The sequence below is a fragment of the Blastopirellula marina genome, assembly GCF_002967715.1.
Taxonomy (GTDB): Bacteria; Planctomycetota; Planctomycetia; order Pirellulales; family Pirellulaceae; genus Bremerella; species Bremerella marina_B.
This window is the reverse complement of sequence record NZ_PUIA01000085.1, coordinates 84607-98650: the sequence shown is the minus strand read 5'-3', so window position 1 is coordinate 98650 and position 14044 is coordinate 84607. Positions and strand designations below refer to the sequence as shown.

Below are 14044 nucleotides of genomic sequence, written 5' to 3'. Positions count from 1 at the left end.
AAGTCATGCTCCTGCATGAGTTTTAATTTTTCAAGAGCATCCTGGCCTCGCGTAACGCATGTTCTGCTTGGAAATCGCAATGAGACCTAATATCTTGAACCTTGCTCATCTGACTCATCCTTATTGTTTTGAGGCCCCATCATGCGATTTCTCCTCTGGGTTCTGATCGCGACATCTCTTTGGTTGCCGGTTCAGGCTGTACAAGCTGCGGAAGTAAGTGGCCAACGGATGGCTTGGCACAAGGTCACCTTGACGGTCGACGGACCGAAAGCCAGCGAAACGGACACGAAGCCCAATCCGTTTACCGACTACCGAATGACGGTCACGTTTATGCATGAGAGTGGTAAACCGAAATATGCTGTGCCTGGATACTTTGCCGCCGATGGTCTGGCCGCGGAAACATCGGCCACGGCCGGGAGCAAGTGGCGCGCGCATGTCTCGCCTGATAAACCTGGCAAATGGACTTACCAAGTCTCTTTCGTGCAGGGTGAGGGCATCGCCGTTGATGCCAGGCAGGCAGGATCGCCGGTGGCAGGTGCCGACGGTGTGACAGGCTCCTTCACGGTTGAACCAAGTGATAAGACTGGTCGCGATTTCCGCAGCGAAGGAAGACTTAATTATGTGGGTAAGCATTACTTACAGTTCGCTGGCAGTAAGAGATATTTTCTCAAGGCTGGTCCTGATGCCCCCGAGACCTTACTGGCCTACAAGGATTTTGATGGAACGCGTGCCAACAAGAAGAATGTCCCTTTGAAGACATGGCAGCCCCACGTTCGCGATTGGCGGGAAGGTGACCCCACCTGGCAAGAGGACAAAGGGAAGGGGCTGATCGGGGCTATCAATTATCTTTCAGGCAAAGGTTGCAATTCGATTTCATTTCTGCCTTATAACGCTGGCGGAGATGGCGATAACGTTTGGCCGTTTACCAGTCGCAACGATAAGTGGCACTACGACTGCTCGAAACTCGATCAGTGGCAAGTAGTGTTCGATCATGCTCAGGCCCAAGGTTTGTATCTTCATTTCAAGCTACAAGAAACCGAAATGGACGATGACAACCACAAGGGGAAGGGGACCGTTCCCACGGCGCTCGACGATGGAGATCTCGGCCCCGAGCGAAAGCTGTATTGCCGAGAGATGGTGGCCCGCTTTGGTTACGAGTTAGCGTTCAATTGGAACCTGGGTGAAGAGAACACGCAGACACCCCAGCAGCAGCGTGATATGGCGGCGTACCTGAAAGAGGTCGACCCCTACGATCATCTGATCGTCATCCATACTTATCCGAATCAGCAGGACAAAGTTTACCCGGAACTGTTGGGTAGCCAGTCTGAGGTGACAGGTGCCTCGCTTCAGAATCCCTGGAATCAGGCCCACGAGCGAACCCTGAAATGGGTCACCCTGTCGCAGCAAGCCGGGCGTCCGTGGGTGGTCGCCAATGACGAACAAAACCCTGCCGAGTTGGGTGTGCCACCGGATGCGGGGTATCAAGGTTTCGACGGAAAGGCAGGCAGCGGCGACAAAGCCTATGACCGTCACGATATTCGTCAGCAAACCTTATGGGGAACCCTGATGGCAGGCGGGGCTGGTGTCGAATACTACTTCGGCTACAAACTGCCTGAGAATGACCTACTTTGCGAAGACTTCCGTAGTCGCGATCGCGCGTGGGATGACTGCCGCATCGCGCTCGATTTTTTCCAGACGCATCCCATTCCCTTTTGGGAAATGACAAATGCCGATCAGCTTATTCAGGGAGGCCCTCAGAAACGGACCTATGGGTTTGCCAAGCCGAGTGAAGTGTACCTGGTCTACGTTCCAACAAGTGACGACATCCGACTCGATCTGAACGAGGTGAAGGGAGCGTTTACGGTCAACTGGTTCAACCCTCGGGAAGGTGGCGATCCTCAACAAGGAAGTGTCACCTCCGTCGAAGGAGGTGGTTGGGTTTCACTGGGTAAGGCTCCAAGCCAGTCGGATCAAGACTGGCTCGTTGTGGTTCGCCGATAAACACGCTATCCGCGATGCTTGTTAGCGACGCACGTCCCCATCGACATTCAGCAGTTGAGAGTTAGGTGCCGAATTGCCGAAGACGTCGAATTGGTCGAATTGCCAAACGACCTTCTTCGACTTCGGATCGACTTCGATCAGCAGGGGGTTGTCAGGACCAGCATGGCAGTTGCCGATCACGTAGTGGCCGTTGGGCAAGACTTCTAGCGTTGTGACCCAGGCTAGTGTGATGCCTGGCAGATCGTTCTGGCCGATCTTCCAGACGATTTCCTTGGCAGGCGTCACTTCAATTACGCTATGTCCATTGCCCGTTGCAATCAGCGTGTTTCCATTCTTCAGTCGAACGGCAGCGAAAGCCTTATTGCCAAAAGCCTCGGGGCCGTGACCTCCGCGTGGCTCCTGATCGAACATGGGGACCTCGTAGTCCCAAACTACCTTGCCTGACTTGCCGTCATACTCGCGGATGTGGCCGTCGTTTTCGTGGGCAACCAGATAGTTACCGTTGGCCAGTTTTCGGACCAGGCGTGTATCGGAATGCGGATGCGGGTTGTCCAGCTTCAGAGGAACTTCCTTCAGCAGTTTGCCATCTCGGTCGACTTCGATAATGCGGCCGGCACCTGACTCGGCGATCATGACACTACCATCATCTAGCGGTTGAAACGCGTGGACTTCAATACGCTTCCCTTCGTTGCCGTTGCTCTTGGCGGAATCGTAAGACCAAACCACCTTCTTTTTAACAGGATCAATCTCAGCAACTTTCGCGGCCCCTTGCTGGACCATGATATTACCGCTCTTCAGCACGTGAATATCATGTATCCCACCCCAAGGCATCTCCCACTCGATGTCCCCCTTGTCGTCGACGATGGCAAGTTTGTTGTTTCCCTGCATGACCAGGCGAAATGGGCCTGCTTCAAGAAGCGAAGTGGAAGTCAAGAGTGCAGCGATTAACAGGGCAGCAAGAAGCGTCGTTCGCGGCATGAAATTCTCCTTAAAGTGCACGAGAGGCAGGGCGGGGAGTGGAAGTGCTGACTTGAGTATAGATGCGTCCAATGCGATCCATAGCAGTGACGGCCCTAACCGAGCAAAAAAGAGGTTGCTTTCCAACAGAAAACAGCCTGATTCGCAGCAGAATTGAGTCTTGTTGCCATAGCTCTGCCTTCTTGCCCCAATTTCTCTCACTGCCAAAATGGCCCTAGAAACGATAACTGGCAAGCTTGCAAGCAGTTGCGGCGTTTGCAACAATAGCGACATCAGGATCTGAGAATCTAAATCGGGGGATTTACGCTCAGCCTGAGGCTTGCCGTCTTAGCTTGAAATCTGACGCTGCTTCCCCCGGGCTCTCCCTATCACGAACGACAGAAGCCGTTCGGCCATTGGAACTTTATGGTACATGCAGAATCGACCGGTGAACCGGACGACGGTCGAACTTCCGGCAGAGCGCGACAAGCTCTTTCGGTCATTGGGATTGGTGCGTCTGCGGGAGGTCTTGAGGCGCTTAAGAAGTTCTTTGCCGCTCTGACCCAGGCCCAGGGAATGGCTTTTGTCGTGGTACAGCACCTGATGCCAGATCACGACAGTCTCTTGCCGGAAATCCTCTCCAAACATACGGACTTGAAAGTCGTTTCGGTTGAGCAAGGCCAAACGATCGAGAATGGTTTCGTCTATGTGGCTCCTCCGGGGCAAGATGTCGGGATCCATTCTGGTGAGTTTCAAGTCACTCCATCCGCTGAATCTCGCGGCTGGCGGCACCCGATTGATTACTTCTTTCGTAGCCTGGCCCGAGATCAGCGCCAGGATGCCGTTGGGATTATTCTCTCAGGCAACGGCAGTGACGGAACTCTCGGTATCCGCGAGATCAAAGAGTGTGGCGGCATGGTCATGGTGCAGCATCCGCACGAGGCTGGCCAAGATTCCATGCCACTTAATGCCATGGAAACGGGGCAGGCCGACTATGTTCAACCAGTGGCGCAGTTGGCCAAGTCGCTGGAAAGCTATGTCGATCACAACTCGGTCTTCGATGATTCGACGATCGACCCAGCACAGTTTCTGGCGGAACTGGAAGAAATCCAGCACTTGCTCCACTTTCATGCCGAGTACGACTTTCGCAATTACAAACACACGACGCTGTTGCGACGTGTCCAGCGTCGAATGGGCTTGGCTGGCGTCTCTGATATCCGCGAATATGTCCATCGGTTGAAAGACCGGCCTGAGGAGGTCGAAGCGCTTGCCCAGGACTTGCTCATCTGTGTGACACAATTCCTGCGGAATCCAGAGGTTTGGGAAAAGTTATCCGAACTTGTTTTTCCGAAGCTTGTTGAAAACCGAAGTTCTGACGATCCAATTCGTGTTTGGATTCCAGGCTGTGCAACAGGTGAAGAAGCTTACACGATGGCGATGCTCCTTTCCGACGCCATTGGCGAGAAGCGTGACACTCGGATTCAGATTTTCGCTACCGATATCAGCAATCACGCGTTGAAGACGGCGCGGGCGGCCGTTTATCCGGAAACGATCGCGGCGGATATCAAGCCCGAATGGGCACGCAAGTATTTCACGCGCGAGGGGGACACATATCGTGTTTCCAAATCGATTCGCGAAATGGTTGTTTTCGCCGCCCATGACCTTAAAGGGGATCCTTCTTTTTTTCGGCTCGATTTGATCAGTTGCCGAAATTTGCTGATTTACCTCGAGCCGGAAGCCCAGGCTAACATCCTGAGAAAGTTTCATTTTGCCCTCAATCCGGAAGGCTTTCTGCTGCTGGGCAATTCCGAAACGGCCGGACGTTACGATCAAGGTTTTGAGCCGGTCGATGCGCATGCTCGGATCTTCCAACGCTCGACAGATACTGGCACGAGCGATTTCGTGCTTCCTTCCCGGCATACACCCAAGCGGGTTGCACCGCGACGGCCGACTTTCCGGCGTCCCCAGCCACCGAGCTTACGAGAGTTGGCTGCGGAAATGTTCTGGAAGTCGACCGGTGCCGTCGTGCTGATTCTTAACGAGAAGTTGCAACCGATTTTCGTTGGGGGAAGTGGCGATCGCTTCTTGAAGATTCCTGAAGGCGAACAGCGTTACACCGTGTATGAACTTGTCCGATCTGGCTTGCATTTGAAACTGCGAGCAGCGATTGGTCGCCTCGATTCCGCGTCAGATGCTTCATTCGACCGGGCGAAGCTAAGTCAGGCGGATGGCTCGACACTGGATGTTCGTGGGTACGTTCGCAAAATGATCGAACCGGAAAGTCAACAGCGGCTCATTTTCATAAAGCTAGAAGAAGGTGAGCCTGCGAAGACTCCGGCGTTGTCGAGTGCGTCGAATCCCTTGAGCGATCCCGCTTCTCCGGCAACGACCGATTCGCTGGAAGATGTGGTGAAGACGCTCGAACGCGAACTCATGGAGTCACGCGAAGAGTTGAGCCACACGATCGAGCAACTCGAGCAAGCCAACGAAGAGTTGCGAGCATCGCATGAAGAGGCGATGAGCGTCAACGAAGAGTTGCAATCTGGAACGGAGGAGTTAGAGGCCTCGCGCGAAGAGCTACAGTCTCTTAACGAGGAACTGACGACACTTAATGTCCAATTGGAAGATAAATTAGCCGAGCTGGAATCGACCAATAACGACCTCGACAACTTGATATCGAGCACGAGAATCGCGGTGGTCTTCCTGGATACCGAATTCCGTGTGCGTAATTTTACGCCGGAAGCGATCGACCTATTCAGTTTGATTCGTTCGGATATCGGTCGGCCGATTAGTGATTTGGCGCACAAGTTTACCGACGGTTCTTTCCTGGACGACGCTCGGGAAGTGCTGAAATCGTTGACGTTGGTCGAACGCGAGGTTGAAGCAGAAGAAGGGAAGGTATTCGTTCGCCGCTTACTGCCGTATCGCACGCATGACAATCGGATTGAAGGGGTCGTGGCGACATTCCAGGACATCACGCAACTCAAGGAAACACAAGAGTTGCTGCATCTCCAGCGAACACAGCTCTCGCTGGTCGCGGACGCCATGCCTGTGCTTTTGGCTTATGTTGACAAAGAACACCGGTATCAGTTCGCCAATGCCAGCTATGAAAAATGGTTTGGCATCTCTATCAAAGATGTTATCGGAAAGCCCGTTTGGGAAGTTGTGGGCGAAAAGGCCTATGAAGTTGCTCGAAATAAGATCGAGAAGGTTCTCGCCGGAGAAAGAGTGGCCTGGGATGGCGAACTTCCTTATCGACACGGGCCGTCACGATTCGTTCACGTGGAATACATTCCGCACTTCGATACGCATGGTGTGGTCGTCGGGTACTATGCCTTGATTCAGGATATCTCGAAACGCTACGAGGCCGAGCAATTGCTTCACGAGAGTGAAGCACGCTTCCGTAATCTTGCGGATAACATCGCGCAGCTGGCATGGACATGCGATACGCTGGGAGACGTGACTTGGTACAACCGTCGTTGGTACGAGTTCACTGGTCAGACGTTCGAGAACGCCAAGGATCGAGGCTGGGCTGATGTGCACCATCCAGATCATATTCAACGTGTCAAAGACAAGATCGCCGACTGTGCGGAACGAGAGACCATATGGGAAGACACCTTCCCGCTTCGCCGCCACGATGGTGTTTACCGTTGGTTCCTCTCACGCGCGGTCCCGATTCGTGACAAGAAAGGCCGTGTCATTCGCTGGTTCGGTACCAACACCGATATCACCGAACAGATGGAGCTAGAGCATGCTCTGAAAGAAGCAGATCGCCGTAAAGATGAATTCTTGGCAATGTTGGCTCATGAACTCCGCAATCCGCTGGCCCCGATCCGTAGTGGTATCGACCTGTTGATGATGGATCCGCGGAGTCCCCAAGAACCACTTGAGGTCATGGAAGAGCAGGTACGTCACCTGGTCCGTTTGGTCGACGACTTGCTGGATGTCTCTCGTATTACTCGCGGGAAGGTCGAACTGCGGAAAGAGAATGTGCAATTACAGAAAGTCATTCAAAAAGCCCTTTTGGCAATCACGCCGTATGCAGAGCAGAAAGGAATTACCTTCTCGGCCGATATCCTCCAAGAGCCCACTTGGCTGAAAGCAGACCCTGTACGGTTAGCTCAGATCTTCGAGAACCTGTTGATCAACGGTGTGAAGTATACGGAAGAAGGTGGCCATATCCACGTTGGCGTCGCCTTAAACGGTAATTCTGTTGAGGTTTCCTTCAAGGACAACGGAATCGGGATTGATCCAGAACTCATGCCGCGCGTATTCGAGTTGTTTACGCAATCGTCGCGTTCGTTCGATCGAGAGCCAGGCGGGCTGGGTATCGGGTTGACGATCGTCAAGAGCCTGGTGGAATTGCACCGAGGAACTGTGGAAGTCAGAAGCGACGGAGTAGGGCAGGGAAGCGAGTTTATCGTTCAACTGCCAATTCTTAAAAAGATGCCTGCTGAATTTGCCGAGGTAAAGACGTACCAGGACGCTGGGAATCAACGGATCCTGGTTGTTGATGACAATAAGAGTGCCCGGCATCTATTGTCTCGACTCCTTGCCGCTTTAGCCAATCACGATATCGAATCCGCTGCCAGCGGTCGAGAGGCGCTTACCAAGATCGGCGAGCTTAATCCCAGCGTCGTGATGCTGGACATCGGTCTTCCCGAAATGGATGGATACGAAGTGGCGCGACGTATCCGAAGTGTCGATCCAGATAATCGAATTCTATTGGTGGCCGTTACAGGCTATGGGCAAAGCGAAGATCGACTGCAATCGGAAGCGGCGGGCTTCGATGTACATCTGGTCAAACCAGTCGGTATCGACGACCTGCGTAGGGTGATGACCCATGCGAAGTTGCAAAGAGAAGAGTAACGGGCGTCACGTCACTTATGGATAACGTGACGCCCGCTCTTAGGTTCTTAAATTCGGCAGATAAGTCGGATAGCAGGAACGGCACCGGCGGGAGTTGCAGTGGGCCATTATTGTGCCTGGTAAGGCCGTCTCGACCAGGCACAAGGAGGGAGGGGAAAGAGTCAACGATCTGATGTCGTGACTGTCGGTCGTTCGAGGTACATGGATTGACTAGGAACTTATCGTCGCAATGAAGCCACGAATTCGTTGGCGGAATCGTCCGGGACCATAACGGGTGTGCGTAAGACGACTCGTTCTTCCTTTTTTCGCACCAACTCGGCGACCGAGTCAATGATTAGATCTGGTTGGTAAGGATGTTTGGGGATATCTTCCAACCGGGTTCCGCCAGAGAGTACCAGGATTGTCTGGTAGCCCATCTGAACACCACCTAGGATGTCGGTCTCCATGGTGTCCCCAATCATCACGGTATCGGAGGTCTCTAGGCCAATTTCCTTGCGTGCCATTCGCATCATGAGTGGGCTCGGCTTACCAATGCTCAACGCTTTGCGTCCGGTCGCCTTCTCGAGAAATGCGATCGTCGCCCCGGCACCTGGGCGTGTACCACGTGACGTAGGACAATTCGGATCGTCATTGGTCGCAATCAATTTGGCCCCATCCAGAATCATCTGCGTTGCCGTTTCAACCATATCCCAGTTCAGGGTACGGCCTTCGCCAACAACTACGAAGTCTGGATCATGGTCGACGACGGAATATCCATTCTGGTGAAGCGCGTTCAATAGGCCGCCTTCCCCAAGTACATATGCCGTGCCGTTGGGTTTTTGGCTGGCCAGAAACCGAGCCGTAGCCATCGCACAGGTAAAGACCTGTTGCTCTTCTACGTCGATCCCCATGCGGGCCAACTTGGTCACCACGTCGCGTCGCGTCCGCTGACTGTTGTTGGTCAAGAAGAGAAATGGTGTACCGTCTTCTCGTAGCTGTCGAATGAATGCATCCGCACCGGGGATCATCTGTCCGCCGCGGTACATGACTCCATCCATGTCGATCAAGAATCCCTTATTACTCATCAGTTACCTCATACGGGTAAAAGTTGCGGTTCGCCGAACTTACCTCCGGGTTAGTTTCGAACGAACCCAAAACCTCTTTTCAATTCCACTCGTCCAATTGGCAATGGGCGTGCCAAGCAATTGGTAAGGGAAGAGTCTTTTGTGATCACTTCAACAGAATGCGGAGAAACGACATGGCAATTTTCCATAGTGGTAGAGTATCTCACTTACGCAAAAAAGTACGTTTTGTGAAATAAGCTGGTTGGTCGGTGTGCCAATTCAATGTGCGAAGGGCGTGCTGAAGAAGGCAGCAAGAGGTGAACTCGGTGAATCCACTTGGCCCCAGTGCGAGGTGCTAGCTAGAATTTCCTCAAAAAACAGGACCTGAAAACAACAGGAGTCATTAAGAAGTCATCACATAATACTGCGCACTATGTGATCAGTTGCTGGATAGATTGCGCAGTTAAGGATGATTGCGTGCCCTGGCTGTAAGTCTTATTTCTCAGGAAAGATCACTTCCAGATCAGGAAAATGCTGGGCCATGAACTGCAATGCCATCCACGTGTGGCAATGGCGAACGTCGGGGTTCTTCTGCGTCGGGCAACTACAACCCAGAAAGACATCCTGCTCGCGAGCTAAATTTGCCAACTGGTCGAAGTCGGAACGATCGTCATTCCAACGAGTGCTGAGAAGTTCCAGGTAAGAAGCTTGAAATGCCGAAAAGGCCGTCTCGGTTGGGGCGGCCAGATAGGATTCCACTATCACTTGCGTCGGCCGAAGAATGTGACGCGTGCGATATCGGGTATCTTGCCGCTCCCCTGCCGGAAGTGGTGGGGCACCGGTCGGGCGTCTTCGGTAAATGGTATAACGAGAAAGCACGAGCCTAGCCGCCAGAACTATGATGCGAACGTAGTCGACCAACACGTCAGGTCGCTATCTTTTTCACGGTACCTTCTTGACCGATGCAAGACAATCGCCACGAAAGCACGTGCTCTGGGGTTCTTCATAAGGAAACGCCGGTGGGAGTCGAACCCACGAGAAGCTGTTTTGCAGACAGCCGCCGGACCGTTTGGCTTCGGCGTCGTATTAATCTACGGACACGTGATGGGGAGATGAGTTCGGCACGTTCTCGGATCGTCTGCGAATTGTTCGCTGAGAATCGTAGTCCGGGCTTTTGCAAACGGGCCATTTCCGCGACGATAGAGGAGTCGGAATCCTTAGAATTCGCTGTTCTTGCCTGCCCCATAGGCCGCAGATTTTTATGCCTCTGATCACGCTGAAAAACGTTCGTCACTCTTACCACGACCGCCCTTTGTTTACGGAGGTGTCGTTTGTTTTGGAGCCTGGGCAACAGGTATGCCTGATGGGTCGAAATGGGGCTGGAAAGTCGACCCTGCTGAAGATCCTTGCTGGTGAGGTCATACCGGATGACGGCGAAATTGCCCTCTCGACAGGGCTGACGCGAGCCCAAATGGCGCAAACCGTGCCCACTGACGATCGTGGCACTATCTACGACGTGGTAGCTGACGGCGTGGGGGACTTAGCGGCCATTTTGCGCGAGTACCACACCCTGACCTATCAGTTGGCCGAAAATCCCACGGACGAGACGGCCAAGCGACTGGACGTGTTGCAGCACGAAATCGACACCCAAGATGGATGGAACCTGCAAAATCAGATCGAACAGGCCCTGACAAAAACAGGCCTCGACGGTGAGTTGAACTTTCAAAAGTTATCGGCCGGGATGAAACGCCGGGTTTTGCTGGCTCGGGCCTTGGTCAACGAGCCAGACCTGTTGCTTTTGGACGAACCGACGAATCATTTGGACATAGATTCGATCTTGTGGCTCGAAAAGTTGCTAATGAACATATCGTGCTCGATTGTTTTCGTTACGCACGACCGGGCGTTCGCTCGAAAACTGGCAACTCGCGTGATTGACGTCGATCGGGGCCGTGTTACCAGTTGGTCGTGCGGCTACGACGAATTCCTGAAACGAAAAGCCGCCGCACTTGAAGCCGAGGAAAAAGAACAAGCTCTATTCGACAAGAAGCTGGCCCAGGAAGAAGTCTGGATCCGCCAGGGCATCAAAGCCCGTCGTACGCGAAACGAAGGTCGTGTCCGGGCACTGAAGAAGATGCGAGACGAATATCGCGACCGACGGAAGCATGTGGGCAGCGTGAAAATGGAAGCCCACGTCGGCGATCGATCGGGGCAATTGGTGTTCAAAGCCGAGCAACTTGCGCATCGCTTTGGTGATCTGCGGATCGTGAACAACTTTTCGACAACGATCATGCGAGGAGACAAGGTCGGGATCATCGGGCGAAATGGTATCGGAAAGTCGACCCTTCTGCGAATACTGTTGGGACAAATGAAGCCTGATCAAGGGGAAGTGAAGGTCGGCACGAACGTGCAGATCGCCTACTTCGACCAGTTACAGGCTCGGCTGGATCCCGAGCAGACGCTGCGTGAAAATATCGGCGAAGGAAACGAGTTCGTCAAAATCAACGGCAAGTCGAAGCACGTGGTGGGATACCTGCAAGAGTTTCTCTTCACGCCCGAACAAGCCAATCGAGCCATCAAGTATTTGAGTGGTGGTGAACGTAACCGTTTGCTGCTGGCCCAGTTGTTCGCCAAGCCGTCCAATGTGTTGGTGCTCGACGAACCCACGAATGACCTCGACTCCGACACGATGGAGTTGCTGGAAGATCTGGTCGTGAACTACCCCGGTACCGTTCTGGTGGTAAGTCACGATCGAGAGTTTCTCAATAACGTGGTGACCAGCACGATCTCGTTCGAGGGGGATGGCATCGTTCTGGAGTACGCAGGCGGCTACGACGATTACCTTATCCAGCACAAAAAGGATACGACACCCCCGTTTGAACCTGCTAAGCCAGAAGTAAAAACGGTCGAGGCATCTAAGCCTGTTGCTGAAAAGAAGGACGCCAGCAAACCTCGCGGGCGAAAGCTGAGCTACAAAGAACAGCGAGAGTTGGATGGCTTGCCCGAGAAGATCGAAGGCCTGGAAGCAGAACAAGAAGGGCTTCAAGCCAAGATCGCCGATCCGAGCTTCTATCAGAAGCCTCAAGACGAAATCAAACAGGTCTCGCAGCGTCTGGAAGCGGTGGGGGAAGAATTGCTGATGTGCCTGGAACGATGGGAAGAACTCGCCACGATCCAGGAAGCAAGCTAACGCCCCAGCAAAAAGGTGGCGAGCATCACGATCCAGACGACATCTAGAAAGTGCCAGTACAACGCACAGATGTCGACAGTCCAATGTTTTTCGTGGTCGTAGGCATCGTGGCGTGCTCTGACTAGGACGCCGCTCAGAAAGGAAATGCCTCCGACGACATGCAGGGCATGGACCAGCACTAGGAAGAACATCAAGCCAAACTGCTTGGTCACGCCATCTTCCAGGGCCAGGCGGTGCATATCTAACAGAGCATGCAGGCCCATCGACTGGAAAACCAGGAAGACAATTGAAATTACCGCCGCTGCGATCAGCCATCGTCGGAACGGTATCTGCCGTTCGCGACGCACGTTGGCTACCGCTTTATGCATGGCAAAGCTGACACCAAACATGCTGATCGTGCTGGCGACCAGGCTTAGGGGGAATGAGCCAATCGAAATCGCAGGTGCTCCGGAGGAGCCGCGAATGATTCCATAAGCAGCCAGACTGGCGAGAAAGAACATCGTCAGCGAGGCGATGAAAAGAGCAAAACCAAACTTGGCCTGGTATTCATCGCGGCGCATCGACATCGCAGTGAAAGAATTCCTGAGCATGGGGTGTCAGGGCTCCACCGAAAACCGTAACCGGCAGGCTATTCAGCTGGGGGTGCCGGTGCTGCTTCGCTCACGGTAACGGTCGTAGTTGCTTCGTAGTAGTCTTGGATCTGCGGTTGGTATTGTTCCGAGTCAATCAGCGTGATACCGAAGAACAGTGCAACAAATCCCAGCGTGAACAAGAACAACAACACGTTAATAGGCTTGTCGTAGCGAAGGTGCATAAAGTAGGTCGCGACGAGGCCTGCCTTAATGGTGGCGATGGTAAGCGCGATCCAAATATCGATCTCACCCAAGTTCTGATCTGCCAGGAAGACGGTAAGACCGGTGAAAAACAACAACGCGACGAAGGTGCCAAACAAGATCGACAACGGCATGACGTGACCCATGCCATGTCCATGATCGTCGGAGTGGTTGGTCGAATGGTCAGACATATCAATATCCCAAGTGGGTTTAGGAACGAATGAGATAGAGTAGCGGGAACAGGTAGATCCAAATCAAGTCGACCAAGTGCCAGTAAAGGCCTACGTAATCGACAGGTCCGAAATACTCACTGCTGAAATCGCCACGGATCGAGCGGTATAGCAGCCAACCGATTGCGACCATGCCAAACAAGATATGGAAACCATGGAGTCCGGTCATCATGTAATAGATGCCGAAGAAGATCTGTGTGTTTCGAGGAGCATCGAGGAACTGTTCTGGCCCGCCGTGTCCGTCGCCGTGCGAATCGCCATGTTCGGAAGCGTGCGTATCGGCATGTTCATGAGGATGCTCGTCCTCGTGTTCCGCTTCGGCAACCGCGTGGGCTTCTTCCTCTTTGTGCTTGGCCGCTTCCTTCTTTTCAGCCGCGATCGCTGATTCGTACAACTCTTTGTTGTGATCGCTTTCGTCCGGATGCTGAAGTTGATACATCACATTCGACCGACCGGTAACCAACCCCATTTCGAACTTGTGCGTGTACTCGAAGTACTTAACCACAAGGAACACACCAGCGAGTGCCAGAGTGATGCTAAGCATGACGACCAGAAGCTTCTTCTGGCTGAGCTGAGCAGCACGTACGGCCCAGGCCATGGTCAGACTACTCACGATGAGCACGACGGTATTGAGGGCACCCAGGTTCGTGTTGAGGTACTTGTGGGCGTACAAGAACACTTCTGGATGGTTGTATCGATAGATCAGGTAGGCACAAAAGAGCCCGCTGAACATCAGGATTTCCGTGAATAGAAAGAGCCAGATGCCAAGCTTACCTGCATCGAACTGCTGCTGCATCGTTTCGAAGTGGTGAGCCTGGAAAGGACTGTGACCGTGATGATCACCATCCTCATGATGGGCCTGATCTTGGGTATCGACGGCGGCGCTCATAGGGCAATTTCGTTTCTAATCGTCGTCACGTAACG

At 53.2% G+C, this 14044-nt stretch carries 9 protein-coding genes and 1 tRNA gene; 3 read left to right on the top strand and 7 right to left on the bottom strand.

What is annotated here, in order from left to right:
- Positions 1 to 141: 141 nt before the first annotated feature.
- A complete protein-coding gene (locus C5Y96_RS25395) occupies positions 142 to 2001 on the top strand; it encodes a DUF5060 domain-containing protein (RefSeq protein WP_105359266.1) in 1860 nt (619 codons plus the stop codon).
- Between the two features lie 21 nt (positions 2002 to 2022).
- On the opposite strand, the gene C5Y96_RS25390 is transcribed toward C5Y96_RS25395, so the two are convergent.
- Positions 2023 to 2979, bottom strand: coding sequence for a PQQ-binding-like beta-propeller repeat protein (locus C5Y96_RS25390; RefSeq protein ID WP_105359264.1), 957 nt, complete (start codon positions 2977 to 2979; stop codon positions 2023 to 2025).
- Positions 2980 to 3384: 405 nt separating this feature from the next.
- Here C5Y96_RS25390 and C5Y96_RS25385 point away from each other — a divergent pair, with 405 nt between their 5' ends.
- The gene (locus C5Y96_RS25385) at positions 3385 to 7827 is read left to right on the top strand and encodes a CheR family methyltransferase (RefSeq protein ID WP_105359261.1); all 4443 of its coding nucleotides are present in this window, start codon (positions 3385 to 3387) and stop codon (positions 7825 to 7827) included.
- 218 nt (positions 7828 to 8045) lie between these two features.
- Here the strand turns inward: C5Y96_RS25385 and C5Y96_RS25380 are convergent, their stop codons facing one another.
- The 3 genes from C5Y96_RS25380 to C5Y96_RS25370 form a co-directional block, all read right to left on the bottom strand.
- Positions 8046 to 8891, bottom strand: a complete 846-nt coding sequence (locus C5Y96_RS25380; protein WP_105359259.1) for a TIGR01457 family HAD-type hydrolase — start codon at positions 8889 to 8891, stop codon at positions 8046 to 8048.
- A 474-nt stretch (positions 8892 to 9365) separates the two neighbouring features.
- Positions 9366 to 9629: a hypothetical protein gene (locus C5Y96_RS25375; RefSeq protein WP_199188797.1), complete on the bottom strand. Its 264-nt coding sequence runs from the start codon at positions 9627 to 9629 to the stop codon at positions 9366 to 9368.
- 252 nt (positions 9630 to 9881) lie between these two features.
- Positions 9882 to 9953 (bottom strand) — tRNA-Cys (locus C5Y96_RS25370).
- A gap of 178 nt (positions 9954 to 10131) precedes the next feature.
- On the opposite strand from C5Y96_RS25370, the gene C5Y96_RS25365 reads away from it, so the two are divergent.
- Positions 10132 to 12057, top strand: a complete 1926-nt coding sequence (locus C5Y96_RS25365) for an ATP-binding cassette domain-containing protein (protein WP_105359257.1) — start codon at positions 10132 to 10134, stop codon at positions 12055 to 12057.
- Here the strand turns inward: C5Y96_RS25365 and C5Y96_RS25360 are convergent.
- From C5Y96_RS25360 to C5Y96_RS25350, 3 genes are all read right to left on the bottom strand, one after another.
- Entirely contained in the window at positions 12054 to 12623 is a 570-nt protein-coding gene (locus tag C5Y96_RS25360; protein WP_158261424.1) for a heme-copper oxidase subunit III, read from the bottom strand. The genes C5Y96_RS25365 and C5Y96_RS25360 overlap by 4 nt on opposite strands.
- Before the next feature lie 62 nt (positions 12624 to 12685).
- Positions 12686 to 13081, bottom strand: coding sequence for a cytochrome C oxidase subunit IV family protein (locus C5Y96_RS25355; protein WP_105359255.1), 396 nt, complete (start codon positions 13079 to 13081; stop codon positions 12686 to 12688).
- Positions 13082 to 13100: 19 nt separating this feature from the next.
- A complete protein-coding gene (locus tag C5Y96_RS25350; protein ID WP_105359254.1) occupies positions 13101 to 14009 on the bottom strand; it encodes a cytochrome c oxidase subunit 3 family protein in 909 nt (302 codons plus the stop codon).
- Between the last annotated feature and the right edge of the window lie 35 nt (positions 14010 to 14044).

Bases quoted from the DNA above. Each gene is read 5' to 3' on its own strand.
- C5Y96_RS25395 (WP_105359266.1), top strand. From the start codon at position 142: ATGCGATTTCTCCTCTGGGTTCTGATCGCGACATCTCTTTGGTTGCCG.
- C5Y96_RS25390 (WP_105359264.1), bottom strand. From the start codon at position 2,979: ATGCCGCGAACGACGCTTCTTGCTGCCCTGTTAATCGCTGCACTCTTG.
- C5Y96_RS25385 (WP_105359261.1), top strand. From the start codon at position 3,385: ATGGTACATGCAGAATCGACCGGTGAACCGGACGACGGTCGAACTTCC.
- C5Y96_RS25380 (WP_105359259.1), bottom strand. From the start codon at position 8,891: ATGAGTAATAAGGGATTCTTGATCGACATGGATGGAGTCATGTACCGC.
- C5Y96_RS25365 (WP_105359257.1), top strand. From the start codon at position 10,132: ATGCCTCTGATCACGCTGAAAAACGTTCGTCACTCTTACCACGACCGC.
- C5Y96_RS25360 (WP_158261424.1), bottom strand. From the start codon at position 12,623: ATGTCGATGCGCCGCGATGAATACCAGGCCAAGTTTGGTTTTGCTCTT.
- C5Y96_RS25355 (WP_105359255.1), bottom strand. From the start codon at position 13,081: ATGTCTGACCATTCGACCAACCACTCCGACGATCATGGACATGGCATG.
- C5Y96_RS25350 (WP_105359254.1), bottom strand. From the start codon at position 14,009: ATGAGCGCCGCCGTCGATACCCAAGATCAGGCCCATCATGAGGATGGT.